This window comes from Sphingomonas sp. Sphisp66 (genome assembly GCF_047324325.1).
GTDB lineage: Bacteria > Pseudomonadota > Alphaproteobacteria > Sphingomonadales > Sphingomonadaceae > Sphingomonas.
On sequence record NZ_CP168508.1, the window covers coordinates 223,702 to 239,605 of the forward strand.

The window sequence follows — 15,904 nt, forward strand, 5'->3', positions numbered from 1 at the left end:
CCCTTAGTCGCGCGGGAAGCTATCCCGCCCGGGCAGGTCGCGCTACCGAAATTGGTTAAGGGCCCTTGGAGATCAGCGCGTCGTTGATCGAGCACGCCGCCGGCCCGAGAATGACGATGAACAGCACCGGCAGGATGAACAGGATCAGCGGCACGGTCATGATCGCCGGCAGGCGGGCGGCCTTTTCCTCGGCGCGCATCATGCGCTCGTTGCGGAACTCGGCCGAAAGCACGCGCAGCGCCGAGGCGAGCGGCGTGCCGTATTTCTCGGTCTGAATCATCGTGGTGACCACGCCGCGGATCGAATCCAGGTCGATGCGCTCGGCCAGGTTCTCGAAGGCCTGGCGGCGATCGGTCAGGAAGCCGAGCTCGATCGCGGTCAGCTGGAACTCCTCGCCCAGCTCGGGATAGGCCTTGCCCAGTTCCTTCGAGACGCGGTGGAAGGCGGCATCGACGGTGAGTCCCGCTTCGGCACAGATGACCAGCAGGTCGAGCGCGTCGGGCAGGCCCTTGCGGATCGCCGCGCTGCGCTTCTGGATCTTGTTCTTCAGGTAGAGGTCCGGGAACTTGTAGGCGAGGATGAAGGTGCCGGCGACCAGGCCGTACGCCTTCATCGGGCTCCAGTCCGCGAACATCTCGGTGCCATAGACGAAGTACAGCATCGGCCCGCCGAACACGATCGGCAGGACCAGGCGGCCGAAGATCACCGCGACCGCGAATTCCTTGCGGCGGATGCCGGCCTGGAGCAGCTTGGTCTGCGCCTGCTTGACCTGGCTGTCCTGCAGCACCTTCATCGAGGAGAGCAGCGAGCGGATCCGGTCGGTGGTCTCGCTCTTCTGGACCAGCTTGGCGCGGCGCTTCGAGGTGGAGGCGGTGATGCCCGCCTTGAGCTGCTCGCGGCGCTCGTTGAGCGACTTGACCCGCTTGGCCATCGGATCGCGCACCGTGGTGGCGGCATAGATCGCCAGCATCACCGCGAAGGCGGCGACGGCCGAGAGGATCGTCGCCACCCAGATGACGTCGACGCCGAGCAGCGTGGGGCCGGAAGGAGGTGCGCCGTTCATCGCATCAGATCTCGAAATTGACCATCTTGGCCATGATGAAGGCGCCCAGGCCCATCCAGATCAGGCCGCCGCCGCCGATCATGATCAGCCGCTCGTCCTTGAAGAAATTGGCCATGTAGTTGTTGTTGATGAACCACACGAGCGTGAACACGATGAAGGGCAGCGCGCCGACGATCAGCGCCGATGCCTTGGATTCCGACGACATCGCCTTGATCTTCAGCTTCATCTGGGCGCGCTTGCGCAGCACGTCGGCCAGGTTGGCGAGCGTCTCGGCCAGGTTGCCGCCGGTCTCGCGCTGGATCTGGATGGTGATGGTGAAGAACTGGAATTCGGGGGTACCAAGCCGGTCCGCAGTCTCCTGCAGCGCGGTGTCGAGCGACTTGCCGATCTTCATCTTGTCGCTGACCGCGCGGAATTCCTCGCCGACCGGTCCGTCGACTTCCTGGCCGACCACGCCCATCGTCTCGGTGATCGGCAGGCCCGAGCGCAGGCCGCGGACGAGCAGCTCGATCGCATCGGGGAACTTGGACGTGAACTTGGCGACGCGGCGCTTGATGAAGAAGCCGACGACGAAATGCGGCAGTCCGACGCCGAGGAACAGGCCGACGCCCAGCGCCAGAAGGATGGGCAGGCCCTGCAGCAGGATCAGTGCCGCGGGCACCAGCGTAAGCCCGGCGCTGACCATCATGTACTGGCCGAGCGTCCAGGGCTTGCCCGTCATGTTGAGCCGCTTCTGGAGCAGCGCCGGGTTGGGCAGGAAGCGCGCGGCGGTCACGTCCATCCGCGTGGCGCGGGCGGCGGCGACGCGGCGCATCTGCGCTTCCATCGCGTTGCTGCCGGTGACGCTCACCAGATGACGCTCGCGGACCGACTTGACGCGGCGCGCGCCCGCGCGCTCGGCCGAGGGGCCCGAAAAGGCGAACACCATCAGCGCGAGCACCAGGAAGGTGCCTCCAGCGAGCATCAATACCGGCAGCATGTCCACGCCGCACCGTCTCCGATTAGCTGAGCATCGCGCAGCCTAGCCGCGCAATGGTTACTTCTTTGCCTTTACCGGCATCTTCACCTTGAACTTGTCGAGCAGCGAACCGCCGCCCTTGGGCTTGTCGCCCTTGCTCTTGGCCTTGCCCACGCTCTCGTCGGCGCCCGAATCGGCGATGCCGGCGATGCGCAGGGCGAGGTCGCCCAGCCCGGCAATGGCCTTGTTGCCCTTGCCCACTTCGGCGATCGGCTTGCCCAGCTTGGCCGATTGCGCGGCCAGCTTGGCATCGAAGCCGAGCAGGAAGTCGATCTTGCGCTCGATCGAGCCCTCGAAGTCCTTGCGGCTGATCTCGAGCACCGCCGCCTGCTGGATCTTGTTGGCGACGACGATCACCTGGGTTTGCGGGGCGTTGGACTTGAACCAGCTCAGGATACGGATCGCGTCGCGGGCCGCGGCCAGAGTGAGCTCGGTGACCAGCACGGCGACCTGCACATCGGTGATCAGGTGCGGGTGATTGACCAGCATCGAGCGCGGCAGATCGACCACGGTGCACTCGAAGGCGGTGCGGATCTCTTCCTGCAGCTGATAGAAGGCCGCGCCGTCGGTCATGATCGGCGAGTTGATCGGCGCTTCGGCGCTGAGCACGGCGAGCCGGTCCGAGGCGCGCACCATCGCGCGCTCGATGAACAGCCCGTCGATGCGGCTCGGATTCTCGATCGCGTCGGTCAGGCCGCGGCCCGGCTCGAGGTCGAGCGCCAGCGCGCCAGTGCCGAAATGCACGTCGAGGTCGAGCAGCGCCGTGGTGCGGTTCTGGCGTTCGCCCATCAGCCAGGCGAGCGAGGTCGCCACGGTCGAGGCGCCCGAGCCGCCGCGCGTGCCGATCACCGCCACCGCGCAATGCGGGCGGTCGGCCGAGGCTTCGGCCAGTTTCGGCGCATTGAGCGCGGTCTGCGCCTGGGCGAAGGCGTCGCGCAGCGCATCCGGGTTCAGCGGCTTGAGCAGGTAATCGTGGATGCCGCTCGCGACCAGATCGCGGTACAGGCGCACGTCATTGACCTGGCCCGATGCGATCACGACGGTGCCCGGCTCGCAGACTTCGGCGAGCGCGTTGATGTCGTTGAGCGGATCGCCGCTCTCGGACAGGTCGACGAACAGGATGTTCGGGCTTGCCGAGACCGACAGGGTCTGGACCGCGTTGCGCAGCCCGCCCTTGTTGACCTTTTCCGGCGACCAGCCGAGCTCGACGGCGATCGGGCGCAGCACTTCCGCCGTCGTCTCGTCGCAGACGAACGCAACGAACGGATCGCGATGCCCGGCGCGGGCGGGATTGAAAGGAGCGTTCACTTCGGCGACCCTCCACCCGAGTTCAACGTGGCTCCGCCGGCGCCCGAGGGCGCGGCCGAACGGAAGGCGCCGACGGCCTTGGCGCTCGTCGCCGGATCGGCGGTGGGCGAGCCCGGCGCACCGCGGACCAGATCGGCCGGATCGGCGATCATCGCGGCGAGGTTGGCGTTGCTGGCGCAGCCATAGTTGGAGCTGGTGCTCGCCTCGAACGTATATTCGGCAGGGCGCGAATTGTCGGGGCAGCCCGGCACATTGGCGGTCATCCGGGTGATCACCACGCGGACGGTGCCCGGGGCGATCTGGCCGGCGGTGACCGGCGCGCGATCGGCGAGCATCAGGCCGTAGCGGCCGGCCTCGGCGGCGACTTCGTCGCGGCCGGTGGCGCCATTGGCACCGTCGTCGATCGCGACGCGGTCGCCATAGCGCAGGCTCATCGCCGACATCCAGCCGGCCAGGCGCTGGCTCTCGCCCGCGGCCAGGCCATAGCCGGTGGTCTGCAGGTCGAGCACATAGTCGTTACGCTGGACAACCGGCTGATGAACCGATTCTACGCCGCCATTATAGGTGCCGCAGCCTGCGAGCAGCAGCGCCGGGACGAGCAGGGGAGTGAAGCGCGGAAGCACGGGCGATCTCCTCGTCGATCGGGTCAGAAGCCGAAGCCGGGGGCCGCCGAGGCGCCCCCCTTCTTCTGCTTGCGGTTGGGTTGCGGGGCCGGAGCCAGCTGGACCGGCGCGGCCGGCTGGCTGGTCGGGGCGGGCGAGAAGGCGCCCACCGAAGGCTGGCCGTCCGCCGGCGCCATGCTCGGCTTGGGACGGTCGGTGCCGCTCCGGGCGCCGCCGAGCGAGCCCAGGAAGACACGCTCGAAGTCGTTCGGCGCCTTGTAGCCGTCGGTCGGCAGGACGATCTGGTTCGCGTTGACCGGCTTCACCAGATACGGGGTGATCACGATCACCAGCTCGGTCTCGTTGCGCTGGAAGCCGTTCGAGCGGAACAGCGCGCCCAGGATCGGCACGTCGCCCAGCCCCGGGGTCTTCGAGATCGAGTTGTTGTGGTTGTTCGACAGCAGCCCGCCGATCACCATGCTCTCGCCCGAGCCGAGCTCGACCGTGGTCTCGCTGCGGCGCGTGGTGAGCGCGGGGATGGTGACGCCGTTGAGCTGCACCGCGCCGGCCGAGGAAAGCTGCGACACTTCGGGGCGCACGCGCAGCGAGATGCGGCCGTCCGACAGCACCGTCGGGGTGAAGGCCAGGCTCACGCCGTACTGCTTGTACTCCACCGTGGTGGTGCCCAGGCCCTGCGCGACGGGGATCGGGATCTCGCCGCCGGCGAGGAAGTTGGCAGTCTCGCCCGAGCGGGCGGTCAGGTTCGGGTTGGCCAGCGTGGTCACCTGGCCGATCGTCTCGCCCAGGTCGATCGCCGAGAGCACGTCGAGGCCGAACAGCTTGCCGGCCAGGCCCATGGTGGCGTTGTCCGCACCGCGGGTGATGTCGGCAAGGCCGCTGGCGCGCGGATTGAGGAACTGGCCGGTCGACGGATCATAGGCGCCGGTGATCGTCACGCCGTTCTGCGTCATCGTCGCGGTCGGGTATTTGGCGAGGTCGGCGGCAGTGAACGAGCCCGGGCTGCGGCCCTGGGCCAGGCCGAACTGGAACCCGCCGGTCGAATCCTTGGTCGAGAAGTTCACGCCGACATTCTTGACGAAGCTGCGGCTCACCTCGGCGAACTTCACCTGGAGCTGCACCTGCAGCGGCGTGGCCATCTTCAGCCGGTTGATCACGGCGATCTTGAGCTGGGCGGCGGCGTCGTTGACGTTGACGCCGGGGTTGAGCAGCCCGGTGACCAGGCGCTGGGCCTGCTCGCTGTCCTGCGGCGAGCGCACCGTGCCGTTGAGCACCGCGATCTGGCCGACCGTGGTCACCTGGATGTCGGTATCGGGCATGGCGAGCCGGATCATCCGGTCGATCGAGGTGATGTTCTGCGCGACGCGGACATTGGTGGAGAACACCACCGCGCCCGAAGCGCTGGTGGCGAACACCGTCGCCTCGCCGAATTCCTTGCCGAACAGGTGGATCTGGCGCGGATTGTTGACATAGACGTCCGCCACGCCGGGGTTCGACGTCCAGACGTTCGCGACGTTGGCCGGGAGCGTGATCAGCTGGCCCTCGCCGATCGAGAGCAGGATCTCGCTGCTCGGGCGCTGGGTGCCCGAGGGCAGGTTGGCGACGCCGACATTGGCACGCGCCTGGCTCGGGCGCTTGGCCTTGGCGGTCTGGGCGAAGCCGGTCGCCGGCATGCCGACCAGGGCGGTCGACACGATCGCGGCGAGCGAGCGCTTCAGAAGCAGCTTGCCAGTCATGTTAGTTCTTGCCCCCCAGAGCAACGGCGGTCTCGGCATTGCCGCGGACGATGGTCACGACCGGGCCGCGCGGAGTCGCGGCACCGGGATAGCTTTGCCCGGGCGTCGGGCTGCCGGCGACGGCCGCCGGGCCCATGTCGCGCGGCTTGGCCGGCACGGTGCTGCGCTGGAAGCGCGACACGTCGGCGCCGGTGGCGAAGGTGGTCGCGCCCTCCTGGGGACGCGCCGCGACCTTGGCGATCATCGCCTTTTCCTTCTTGGGATCGCCATCGGCCGGAACGTCGACGTCGCCGCTGGCGATCGCATCCTCGAGCTCGCCCTGGTTGTCGGCGATCGAGCGCAGCGACAGCGAGAGCGTGCCGATGGTCTGCGCCACCGCGATCTTCTCGGCGATCTTGGGCGTCGCCTCGACCGTGACGGTCGAATAGGTGTTGACGATCGTGTTGCCCTTGTCGTCGGTCTGCTTGTCCGTCTTCTGGTCGGTGGCGAGCACGCGCAGGTTGCGCAGCACCGTCTCCGAGGCCTTGAGCGCGGGGCCGTCGCCGCCGCCGCTCACCGACTGGGTGAGGATCAGGTCGATCCGGTCGCCCGGGAAGACGAAGCCAGCGACCGCGCTCTGGGTCGAGACGGGCACGGTCACCGCGCGCATGCCGGCGCCGAGCGCAGCGGCGAGGAAGCCACGGTCGCCGGGCTTGACCAGCGCGCCCTGGGTCACCGGCTGACCGGCGGGGATCGGGAAGCGGACGACGGTGCCGACCAGCTTGGCCGGATCCGATTCGCTCTTCACATAATAGGCGCCCTCGACCAGCTCCTTGGGCCAGGGGCGGAATTCGAGCGACTGGGCGTCGAGGATGGTGCCCACGGGCAGCTCGCGCTTGGCGACGAGCACCTCGGTGGTGTTCTGCGGCTGGACGGCCGCCGGAATCGCTCCGGCCTGGGGCGCGGGTGCGCCGGTCATCAGGCTGCGCGCCATGAACGCGGTAATTGCCGCCACGACGAGCGCACCGACGAGCAGGATCAGCTTGCGTGCATCCATTTCGCTATTCCCAAGCCTTCTCAAAAACGCAGACGTTTGTGGTTGCGCCAGCGTTAATTATTCACCCGAACTGGTTAAAAATCGGTTCGCGAAGCACGAGAAGCGCGGCGATTGCGATCGCCACCCCATAAGGGATTTCCACAGGATCCCCCGTTTTTGCCCGCCATTTGCGCTCGATCACCATGATGAGCGTGAGCACGCCGCCGATCAGCGACATCAGCACCAGCATCCACACCAGCGGCTGCACCGGCAGCCACAGGGCGAGCGCGCCGATCATCTTCACGTCGCCGCCGCCCATCTGCCCCAGCGCGAAGGCGCCGACGAAGAAGGCGAAGACGAGCGCGGCCACGCCGGCCTGCAGCGCGACGTCCGGCCACAGCGCCAGCCCGTGCGCCCACCACCAGAGCGGCGCCATCAGGGCGATGGCGGCATTCTTCCAGTTGGCGATCTCACGGGTGCGCGCGTCCTGGATGCCCGCCGAAACGAGCAGCAGCGCGAGCGCGACGAGCAGCAAAGTGACGAACAACTCCCCCATGGAGCCAAAGTCCTAGACGGGACGGCTTATCAAAACGTAACCAAGGGACATGCGTGAAAACCCGGATATCCGCCGTTCCATCCCCGCCGGGGCCAAGGTCCACTATTGGGGAACCCCGGACGGCTGGCATTTGCGCGCCTTCGCCTGGCCGGCCGAGACCGCGACTCCGCGCGGCTCGATCCTGTTCCAGGGCGGGCGCGGCGACATTTTCGAGAAGTATCTCGAGGCGTTCCACCACTGGCACGAACAGGGCTGGACGATCACTTCGTTCGACTGGCGCGGCCAGGGCGGCTCGGGCCGGCTGACCTCGCGCGCGCATTGCGGCGACATCGACAGCTTCGACACCTTCATTGCCGATCTGCGCGCCTTCTATGCCGAATGGGAGGCCGCGACTCCGGGGCCGCACGTGGTGATGGGCCATTCGATGGGCGGCCACCTGATCCTGCGCGGGCTGGTCGAAGGCGCCATCCGCCCCGATGCCGCGGTGATCATTGCCCCGATGCTCGGCGTGAAGAGCGCGCTCGGCCCCTTTGCCGAGCGGGCCGCGCGCATCCTGGGTGGGGTGGGGGACAGCACCCGCCCGGCCTGGAAGAGCAACGAGAAGCCCTACACCACCGAAACCCGCGCCAATCTGCTCACCCATGACCCGGATCGCTATTCGGACGAGATCTGGTGGCAGCAGCACAATCCCGACATCGTCACCGGCCCGCCCAGCTGGCGCTGGCTGATCCAGGCGTTCAAGTCGATGCGCGAGCTGGCCGGCAATCCGAAGCTCCGCAAGATGCCGGTGCCGCTGCTCGCCGTTGTCGCCAAGGCGGACGGGCTGGTCGATGCCAGGGCCGCGCTCCGGATCGTGCCCAGGCTCCCCGACGCCCGCATCGTCAGCTTCGGCAAGGAAAGCGCGCACGAGATCCTGCGCGAGGGCGACAAGGTGCGCAACCGCGCGATCGGCGAGATCGACCTGTTCCTCGCCGCGCGCGCCCAGCGCCGCTGATGCGCTACGACGTCGCGATTGTCGGTGCCGGCATCGCCGGCGCCAGCCTTGCGGCCGAGATCGCGCCGCACGCCCGGGTGCTGCTGCTCGAGGGCGAGGACCGGCCCGGCTATCACGCCACCGGCCGCTCCGCCGCCTTCTGGTCCGAAAGCTATGGCGGCCCGGCGATCCAGCCGCTCACCACCGCCTCGGGGCCGATGCTGCGGCCCTATCTGGAACCGATGGGCTCGGTCCATATCGGCCGCGCCGACGAGGCGGAGGCGATCGACGCGTTCCTCGCCGAGTTCGAAGGGACGGGCGTCGAACTGCGCCCGGTCGATCCCCAGGCGATGATCCCGGGCCTGCGCCCCGAATGGACGCTCGGCGTGCTCGAGCCGAGCTGCGAATATATCGATGTCGGCGGGCTGCACGGCGACCAGCTCGCCGCCGCGAAGCGGAGCGGGGCGGAGCTGGTCACCGGCGCCGGCGTCCTCGCCGCCCGGCGCGAGAACGGTGCCTGGAAGATCGAGACGCGGGCGGGGTCGTTCGAGGCGGACATCCTCGTCGATGCCGCCGGCGCCTGGGCCGATCCGGTGGCGGAGATGGCGGGCGTGCGGCCGCTCGGCATCCGGCCCTATCGCCGCACGATCATGCAGCTGAAGACCGATCCCGCGCCCGCGCCGGGCAGCCCGATGGTCGCGCATATCGGCGGCAGCTTCTACTGGAAGCCCGAGGCCGGCGGCCGGGTGTGGCTCTCGCCCCATGACGAGATCGAGACCCCGCCCTGCGACGCCCAGCCCGAGGATATCGACGTCGCCACCGCGATCGACCGGTTCGAGCATGTCGTCGACTGGCGGGTCGAGAAGCTTGAGCACAAATGGGCGGGCCTGCGCACCTTCGCCCCCGATCGCCTGCCGGTCTATGGCTTCGACCTGGCTGCGCCCGGCTTCTTCTGGTGCGCGGGCCAGGGCGGCTTCGGCATCCAGACCGCCCCGGCAGCGGCCAGGCTCGCGGCGGCGCTGCTGCTGGGCCGAACGCCCGATCCCGCGGTGGCGGGAATCGATCCCGCGCTCTACGCGCCGGGCCGGTTTTGAATGGAGGACGCATGAAGGATCTGCTCGCAGCGCTATTGCTCTTCGGCGCCCCTGGTGTCGCATGGGGCCAGGATGCCGCGCGGATCAGCTCGCCGCTCGGGGTCATCACGACGATCGATGACGGTGCGGTCAGCCGGGTCAAGGTCTCGGTTCTCGACGATGGCAAGGTCCTCGAATTCCGTGCGGTTGGACCGGAGAATGTCTGGGTCAGCTATGCGATCGACGTGAATGCAGACGGCAAGGTCGATGACAGGGCCGATCTCCTGTTCGGAGCCGATAACGAAGGCGGGGCGTGCGCCGCGTATCAGCTGGTGATCGAGGAAGGTGCGACCACTCCTTGCGGGGAATTCAGGACCAGGGGGCGCTATTCTGAGGCGACCGAAGGGGGCGCCCGCACCGCGATCTGGCGGATTCCGCATGGCGAGCTGGCGCGGGATGGCAAGCGCTTCGGCTTCACGGTGCTCTATGCCTATCCCAATGCGAATTATGCCGGCTCTCCTTTCCTCTACGCATTCGCCGGAACTGGCCGCAGCGGCTCTTGACCGGGGCGCCCCTTCCCCTGCACCTTTCGGGGGCTAACTCAGGTTAGTCGTTCGAGTCCGGGAGAAACCCAATGGCACACAAGTTCGTGATCGAGCAGAACAAGGCCGGCGAGTATGTCGCAAAGTTCAAGTACAACAGCGAAGTGATCTTCTGGACCGAGGGCTATTCGAGCAAGGCGAGCGCCAAGAACGCGATCGAGTCGATCCTGAAGAACGGCCCCACGGCACCTGTCGAGGAGGGCTGAGCCCTTCCCAGGCTCCGTTCCCCGGCGCAGGCCGGGGCCCAGGGTTTCTCCGCCGGAGTGCATTTAACTCTGGGTCCCGGCTTTCGCCGGAGAACTGGGGGTTCAGAGAGCGAGGCATGTCGGTGAAACTGCGAGCCTCTCGCGCCGGGATTCTGTTGGCAGCGCGCGCGCTTCTCACCACGATGGTCCTGGCTGGGTGCCAGCCGGCGCCCAGATTGGTGGATGGCTGCTATTATCTTGGCGAAAGGCCTGTCATGCGACTCGCGGGCAGGGACGGCAGCCTGTTTGTCCCAGGCGTCGTGTGGGACTTCCGGATGACGCAGGCGGGGGCCGAGATACAAGTCACGCCCGGTTTCCTTTTCGATAGCAGTGCTGACGCCGATCTGCACAGCGTTGCCGAGGATGCGCCGCAGCATTTCGAGATCGAGCGTGATGCGCGCGAACCAACCCTGGTGGTCCATCATGTCGCATGGGGCGATAGCGAGCTGAAATTGGGCCCGGCCTGCTAGGCGCCCGCCGATGCAGGATTTCGGGTCGCTGCAAGCGGCGCTGGCATACCTAATCGGACCATTCGCCGTCTTTTCCTCGCGCCGCCGCATGGGCAGGCTGGCTGCCTCCAGATCAAGGGGATCCGATGGAAATTGCACGCCGCGCGTTGCTGATGGCAGGGATCGCCGCTTGTGTGCCGCTGCCCGCATTTGCCGGCGCGGCGGTAGCCGAGCCGCTGGTCGTGCTGGTCTCGCTACCGGTCTGGTCGCCTCGCATGGGCCTCGAAACCCCGGATTTCGCGCTCTACGCGGATGGCACGGCGATCTATCGCCACGGCGAAGGTTTCCGGATGGTCCGGCTCGAACCGTCGGAGCGTGACGCGCTGGTTCGGGACTTGAACATTCCCGTGCAGGCCGGGCTGGCCCGCCACTACGAAGCGGAAACCTGGACCGACGGCAGCAATGCCACGCTGTATTTGTATGGCTCGGGGTCTCCGCACGTGATCTCGGTCTATGGCGAGCCGTCGATCGCGCGGGTGCGTGAGAAGCTGCCGCCGCTGGTCGTCGCCGCCTATGATCGGCTGGCGCATTTCGATCCTCCGCGTGCCACGGCATGGATGCCCGAGCGGATCGAAGTGGTGCTGGGCCTCTATGACCCGGTGCCGGAAGGCGCACCGCTTGCCTGGCCGCGGGGCTGGCCCGGCTTGAACGATCCGCGGACCGTGCACTGGAAGGATGGCCGGCACAGCCTCTATCTGCCCTTGCAGGATCTGCCCGCGCTGGATCGGCTGCTCGCGCGCAAGGCGCCAGGGCAGCCGATTGCGATCGACGGCAAGTCCTGGATGCTCGTCCCGCGCTTTCCGTTCCCGGGCGAGGGGCGCTGGATGAAGCGGGAACGCGCCTGGGGCGGCCTTGCAATGTAGGATTTCGCCTGCTTGGCTTTCGCGGCCGGCATCGCAACCGGCCGCTCTTTGATGCTGTTGGAAAGATAGGATCACGCCCGCGCAAGCATGTTGCGGGATGCGTCGCGCTTGCGGGAACCGTGTCAACTTAAGCGCCGCGAAAAACGGCTTCTGGCGTGAACTTCGTGTACTTTGGCGAGTCGCCGGGGCGCGGGGCGTAGGAAACCCCGCGCGGCGCCTCACCAGTTGAACATCGTCCCGTCCTCGAGCCGGTTCACCGGCAGATAGGCGCGCTTGTACTCGTACTTGGCCGCCAGCACCTCGTCGATGTCGATGCCCAGGCCGGGCTTGTCGCCCGGGTGCATCAGCCCCTGGTTGAAGCTGTAGGCGTGGGGGAACACCGCGTCGGTCTCCTCGGAGTGCCGCATATACTCCTGGATGCCGAAATTGGGCACCGACAGGCCGAAATGCAGCGCCGCGGCCATGCACACCGGCGACAGGTCGGTCGCGCCGTGGCAACCGGTGCGCACCTGGTAGAGATCGGCCAGCGCCGCCACCCGGCGCAGATGGGTGATGCCGCCGGCATGCACCACGGTCGCACGGATATAGTCGATCAGCTGCTCCTCGATCAGCTGCTTGGCGTCCCAGATCGAATTGAAGATCTCGCCCACCGCCAGCGGGGTGGTGGTGTGCTGGCGGATCAGGCGGAAGCCGGCCTGGTTCTCCGCCGGCGTCGTGTCCTCGAGCCAGAACAGGCGGTACGGCTCCAGGTCCTTGCCCAGCCGCCCGGCCTCGATCGGGGTGAGGCGGTGGTGGACGTCGTGGAGCAGGTGGATGTCCCAGCCCAGCGAGTCGCGCGCCTTCTGGAACAGCTCGGGCACGAAGCGCATGTACTTGGACGTGCTCCACTGCGATTCCTCGGGCAGCGATCCCTTGGCCGGCTCGTAATAGAAGCGCTCGCCGGACACGCCGTACGTCGTCTCCATGCCCGGCACGCCCGATTGCAGGCGCACCGCCTTGTAGCCCTGCTCGAGATATTCGTGCGCCCGCTCGATCGTTTCGGCGGTATCGCTACCATTGGCATGGCCATAAACCATGCAGCCTTCGCGCGCCGCGCCCCCCAGCAGCTGGTAGACGGGCATGTTGGCCAGCTTGCCCTTGATGTCCCACAGCGCCATGTCGACCGCCGCGATCGCCGTCATCGTCACCGGGCCGCGGCGCCAGTACGCGCCCTTGTAGAGATACTGCCAGATATCCTCGATGCTGTGCGCATCGCGGCCGATAAGGCAGGGAATCACATGGTCCGTGAGATAGCTCGCCACCGCCAGCTCGCGCCCGTTGAGCGTCGCGTCGCCAAGGCCATATACGCCCTCGTCGGTCTCGATCTTCAGCGTTACGAAGTTGCGGCCGGGGCGCGTCACGATGACGCGGGCGGCAGTGATACGTGGCAAAACAACATCCCCTGGAAGTGGTCAGGCCAATATCGACTTGTATGACCTATCGTGTCAACCTACGAGACTGTGTATGACGAGGACGCAATGAAGATTACCGGCAACAAGCTCTACCAGCGCGTAGCCGCCTCGATCACCGAGGCGATCGAGGGCGGGCGCTGGTCGCCGGGCTCCCGCCTTCCCGGTGAGCGCGACCTCGCCGAGGAATACAAGGTCAGCCGCCCGACGATCCGCGAGGCGATGATCGCGCTCGAGATGAAGGGCTGGATCGAAGCCCGCCACGGCTCGGGCCTCTATGTCACCAAGCGCGACCATGGCAGCGGCGAGCGCGCCGATGCGCTCAATTTCGACGTCGGCGCCTTCGACCTGACCGAGGCGCGCATCCTGTTCGAGGGCGAGGCCGTCGCCCTGGCCGCGGTCTCGATCACCGACGAGCAGCTTGCCGAGCTGGATGCGCTGCTGGAGGAGATGGCTGCCGACGACTCGAACGAGCCGTCGGTGATGGACGCCGATCACCGCTTCCACCTCGCCATCGCCAATGCGACCGGCAACGCGGCGATCCGCAGCGTGGTCGATTATCTCTGGGACCTGCGGGTCAACTCGCCGCTCGCGGCCAACATGTTCGCCCGCGCCAAGCGCGGCGGCATCACCCCGCGGGTCGAGGAGCATCGCCCGATCCTCGATGCGTTGAAGGCGCATGACCCGCATGCGGCGCGCAACGCGATGCGCCGGCACCTGCGCGGCGTGGTCGACGATCTGCTCGAGGCCACCGAGCTCGAGGCGATGCAGCGCGCGCGCAACGAGATCGAGACTCGGCGTGACAGCGTCGCGCGGCGCCTGAAGATCGGGTCGGCCTGATCGCCCTTAGGGTGGCTTGACACCGATTACCTTAATGTTGAGATTGGCCTGACCAAAAGGAGAGGCCAATTGAACAAGCTGTCGCGTGCGCCGTTCGGCGCCGCCTGTCTCGCGTTGCTCGCCGCCCCCGCGGCGACGGCCCAGTCCGCGGCGCCGGCGCCACATGGCCCGGTCTACGAGACCGCCCCGCCGATGGACGCGACGATCGAGGGCCGGCTGATGCCCCAGCTCGCCGGGCTGCTCCACCAGCTGCTCCGCGAGAAGCGGGGCATGCGGCTGGACGGCGTGCCGGTGTTCGACAGCGGCGACAAGTTCCTCCCCGGCAAGATCGCCTCGGGCCTCAGCTATCTCCTGCTCGACACCCCGAAGGGCGATCCGCGGCTTGTCGAGTATCTCGCCGGCTACCGCGACATCGCCGACCTGACGATCGACGATCCCAACGATACCTGGGGGATCTATTACTACATCTCCGCCCTCCACGACCTGAAGCGGGCCGGCCTGCTCGACCAGGCGGTGCGCCCCGAGACGCTCGCGAAGCTGCGGCAGAAGCTCGACTGGCGCCGCTTCGTCGATGCGAAGTCGCTCAGGCTGCTTCACGACCTGCCGAACAATTATTACGGCGTCGCCTTCAGCGTCGCCCGGCTGCGTTACCTGCTCGGCTGGGAGGACGAGGCGGCGTCCAAGGCGCTGCTCCAGCGGATGATCGACCATTATCGCAGCTATTCGGGGCAATATGGCTTTGCCGACGAGACCGATGGCCATGGCCGGTTCGATCGCTATTCGGTGCTGCTGATCGGCGAGATCGCCCAGCGCTTCATCGAGACCGGCATGACGCCGACCCCGCAGGTCAAGGCCTGGCTGCGCAAATCGGCCGACCTGATGCTCCACCGCGCGACGCTCACCGGTGAGGGCTGGGAATATGGCCGCAGCATCGGCACTTATGGCGAAACCGCGTTCCTCGAGGTGCTCACCGCTGCGGCGAAGCTGGGCGTGCTCGACAGGCGCGAGCGCGACATGGCCTATGCGCTCTCCAGCCGCATCGCCGCGCGCTATGCCGATTTCTGGCTGAACCCGGCGACAGGCTCGGTGAACCTGTGGGACGATGGCCGCCGCACCGATGGCTATCGCGGCAAGCACCGGATCCTGGGCGAGAATCTCAGCCTTGCCCGCCAATATATCTACACCAATGCGCTGTGGAACGGCCTCGGCTACAAGGGCACTGCGCCGTCGCCCGGCTATGCGGCCTGGCTCCGGACGTTGCCCGCCGCCCGCTTCACCTGGTTCGCGCGCGGCGACCAGGACCGCGCGCTGCTCACGCTGCGGGACGGCAATCACGTCATCGGCCTGCCGATCATCAACGGCGCCGAGGACCAGCACATGCACAATCCCTATTTCCCGATCCCCTTCGCGGGCGGGATGCTCCAGGGATCGGCCGACGCCAGCTTCCCGCAGCTCACGCCGCGCTTCGCGCTGGCCGACGGCAGCGTGCTGATGCCGCTCGCCTGGTTCCGCGGCGTGACCTGGAAGCGCACGGGCAACCGCACGACAGTCGGCTGGCGGCAGGATGCGATGGACCGGATGGGCGGGAACGCGCCGGTCGCGGACAAGCGCCTCACCGTCACGACGCGCTACGAATTCGCGCCGGGCCGAATCACTCGCACCGACGTCTATCGCGCGGCCGTGCCGATCGACCTGTCCGAAGTGACGATGGAGTTCGCCAGCTTCTCGGGCGATCCGCGCAGCACCGGGCCGGCGGCGGTGGCGTTCGGGGCGGGGGAAGTCACCGGATTCTCGGCGACAGGATATGAAGGCTGCACGGTCGGCCCCGCGGTGGGCAAGGAATATCGCGCGCCCACCGGCGCCTTCGCCTCGCTGGTCCGCTGCCGGCTCGGCGCCCGGCGGCTGGCGGCGCCGCTCACGCTGAGCTGGACGCTTCGCTACAAGTGACGAACGTTACGATCATCGTGCACTGTGCCCGCCCAATTGGGTTGACACCGGTGCCAAATTGGCCTTACCACACCGCCTGACCCGAAAA

General features: G+C 67.5%; 16 protein-coding genes. 8 read left to right on the forward strand and 8 right to left on the reverse strand.

Features of this window, described 5'->3' with window-relative positions:
• Positions 1–55 precede the first annotated feature (55 nt).
• The 7 genes from ACEN8G_RS01080 to ACEN8G_RS01110 all read right to left on the reverse strand — a co-directional run bounded on the left by ACEN8G_RS01080 (position 56) and on the right by ACEN8G_RS01110 (position 7,316).
• Complete coding sequence (locus ACEN8G_RS01080) at positions 56–1,063, reverse strand: type II secretion system F family protein (protein ID WP_413416104.1); 1,008 nt, start codon at positions 1,061–1,063, stop codon at positions 56–58.
• Between the two features lie 4 nt (positions 1,064–1,067).
• Positions 1,068–2,048 (reverse strand): type II secretion system F family protein, encoded by a 981-nt coding sequence (locus ACEN8G_RS01085; protein WP_413416105.1) that lies wholly within the window; start codon positions 2,046–2,048, stop codon positions 1,068–1,070.
• A 51-nt stretch (positions 2,049–2,099) separates the two neighbouring features.
• Positions 2,100–3,389: a pilus assembly protein CpaE gene (locus ACEN8G_RS01090; protein ID WP_413416107.1), complete on the reverse strand. Its 1,290-nt coding sequence runs from the start codon at positions 3,387–3,389 to the stop codon at positions 2,100–2,102.
• On the reverse strand, positions 3,386–4,012 hold the full coding sequence (locus tag ACEN8G_RS01095; RefSeq protein WP_413416108.1) for a CpaD family pilus assembly protein: 627 nt from the start codon (positions 4,010–4,012) through the stop codon (positions 3,386–3,388). Before ACEN8G_RS01095 ends, ACEN8G_RS01090 begins: the two co-directional genes overlap by 4 nt.
• 23 nt (positions 4,013–4,035) lie before the next feature.
• Positions 4,036–5,745 (reverse strand): type II and III secretion system protein family protein, encoded by a 1,710-nt coding sequence (locus ACEN8G_RS01100; protein WP_413416109.1) that lies wholly within the window; start codon positions 5,743–5,745, stop codon positions 4,036–4,038.
• Between the two features lies 1 nt (position 5,746).
• A complete protein-coding gene (cpaB, locus tag ACEN8G_RS01105; protein WP_307119823.1) occupies positions 5,747–6,781 on the reverse strand; it encodes a Flp pilus assembly protein CpaB in 1,035 nt (344 codons plus the stop codon).
• 61 nt (positions 6,782–6,842) lie between these two features.
• On the reverse strand, positions 6,843–7,316 hold the full coding sequence (locus ACEN8G_RS01110; RefSeq protein ID WP_413416110.1) for a prepilin peptidase: 474 nt from the start codon (positions 7,314–7,316) through the stop codon (positions 6,843–6,845).
• A 49-nt stretch (positions 7,317–7,365) separates the two neighbouring features.
• On the opposite strand from ACEN8G_RS01110, the gene ACEN8G_RS01115 reads away from it, so the two are divergent.
• From ACEN8G_RS01115 to ACEN8G_RS01140, 6 genes are all read left to right on the forward strand, one after another.
• Complete coding sequence (locus ACEN8G_RS01115; protein ID WP_413416111.1) at positions 7,366–8,310, forward strand: alpha/beta fold hydrolase; 945 nt, start codon at positions 7,366–7,368, stop codon at positions 8,308–8,310.
• The gene (locus ACEN8G_RS01120; protein ID WP_413416112.1) at positions 8,310–9,383 is read left to right on the forward strand and encodes an NAD(P)/FAD-dependent oxidoreductase; all 1,074 of its coding nucleotides are present in this window, start codon (positions 8,310–8,312) and stop codon (positions 9,381–9,383) included. The genes ACEN8G_RS01115 and ACEN8G_RS01120 overlap by 1 nt, the downstream gene beginning before the upstream one ends.
• A gap of 11 nt (positions 9,384–9,394) precedes the next feature.
• On the forward strand, positions 9,395–9,925 hold the full coding sequence (locus tag ACEN8G_RS01125) for a hypothetical protein (RefSeq protein ID WP_413416113.1): 531 nt from the start codon (positions 9,395–9,397) through the stop codon (positions 9,923–9,925).
• A 71-nt stretch (positions 9,926–9,996) separates the two neighbouring features.
• Entirely contained in the window at positions 9,997–10,170 is a 174-nt protein-coding gene (locus ACEN8G_RS01130; RefSeq protein ID WP_413416114.1) for a YegP family protein, read from the forward strand.
• A gap of 116 nt (positions 10,171–10,286) precedes the next feature.
• Entirely contained in the window at positions 10,287–10,679 is a 393-nt protein-coding gene (locus ACEN8G_RS01135) for a hypothetical protein (RefSeq protein ID WP_413416115.1), read from the forward strand.
• Positions 10,680–10,804: 125 nt separating this feature from the next.
• The gene (locus tag ACEN8G_RS01140) at positions 10,805–11,581 is read left to right on the forward strand and encodes a hypothetical protein (protein WP_413416116.1); all 777 of its coding nucleotides are present in this window, start codon (positions 10,805–10,807) and stop codon (positions 11,579–11,581) included.
• 218 nt (positions 11,582–11,799) lie between these two features.
• Here the strand turns inward: ACEN8G_RS01140 and manD are convergent, their stop codons facing one another.
• Positions 11,800–13,011: a D-mannonate dehydratase ManD gene (gene manD / locus ACEN8G_RS01145; RefSeq protein ID WP_413416117.1), complete on the reverse strand. Its 1,212-nt coding sequence runs from the start codon at positions 13,009–13,011 to the stop codon at positions 11,800–11,802.
• An 87-nt stretch (positions 13,012–13,098) separates the two neighbouring features.
• On the opposite strand from manD, the gene ACEN8G_RS01150 reads away from it, so the two are divergent.
• Positions 13,099–13,869, forward strand: a complete 771-nt coding sequence (locus ACEN8G_RS01150; protein ID WP_413416118.1) for a FadR/GntR family transcriptional regulator — start codon at positions 13,099–13,101, stop codon at positions 13,867–13,869.
• 69 nt (positions 13,870–13,938) lie between these two features.
• Positions 13,939–15,816: a hypothetical protein gene (locus ACEN8G_RS01155; protein WP_413416119.1), complete on the forward strand. Its 1,878-nt coding sequence runs from the start codon at positions 13,939–13,941 to the stop codon at positions 15,814–15,816.
• Positions 15,817–15,904: the final 88 nt, after the last annotated feature.

What these genes read in the sequence shown, in the direction of transcription:
- ACEN8G_RS01080 (WP_413416104.1), bottom strand. Translation starts at nt 1,063, where the DNA reads ATGAACGGCGCACCTCCTTCCGGCCCCACGCTGCTCGGCGTCGACGTC.
- ACEN8G_RS01100 (WP_413416109.1), bottom strand. Translation starts at nt 5,745, where the DNA reads ATGACTGGCAAGCTGCTTCTGAAGCGCTCGCTCGCCGCGATCGTGTCG.
- cpaB (WP_307119823.1), bottom strand. Translation starts at nt 6,781, where the DNA reads ATGGATGCACGCAAGCTGATCCTGCTCGTCGGTGCGCTCGTCGTGGCG.
- ACEN8G_RS01110 (WP_413416110.1), bottom strand. Translation starts at nt 7,316, where the DNA reads ATGGGGGAGTTGTTCGTCACTTTGCTGCTCGTCGCGCTCGCGCTGCTG.
- ACEN8G_RS01115 (WP_413416111.1), top strand. Translation starts at nt 7,366, where the DNA reads ATGCGTGAAAACCCGGATATCCGCCGTTCCATCCCCGCCGGGGCCAAG.
- ACEN8G_RS01120 (WP_413416112.1), top strand. Translation starts at nt 8,310, where the DNA reads ATGCGCTACGACGTCGCGATTGTCGGTGCCGGCATCGCCGGCGCCAGC.
- ACEN8G_RS01125 (WP_413416113.1), top strand. Translation starts at nt 9,395, where the DNA reads ATGAAGGATCTGCTCGCAGCGCTATTGCTCTTCGGCGCCCCTGGTGTC.
- ACEN8G_RS01130 (WP_413416114.1), top strand. Translation starts at nt 9,997, where the DNA reads ATGGCACACAAGTTCGTGATCGAGCAGAACAAGGCCGGCGAGTATGTC.
- ACEN8G_RS01135 (WP_413416115.1), top strand. Translation starts at nt 10,287, where the DNA reads ATGTCGGTGAAACTGCGAGCCTCTCGCGCCGGGATTCTGTTGGCAGCG.
- ACEN8G_RS01140 (WP_413416116.1), top strand. Translation starts at nt 10,805, where the DNA reads ATGGAAATTGCACGCCGCGCGTTGCTGATGGCAGGGATCGCCGCTTGT.
- ACEN8G_RS01150 (WP_413416118.1), top strand. Translation starts at nt 13,099, where the DNA reads ATGAAGATTACCGGCAACAAGCTCTACCAGCGCGTAGCCGCCTCGATC.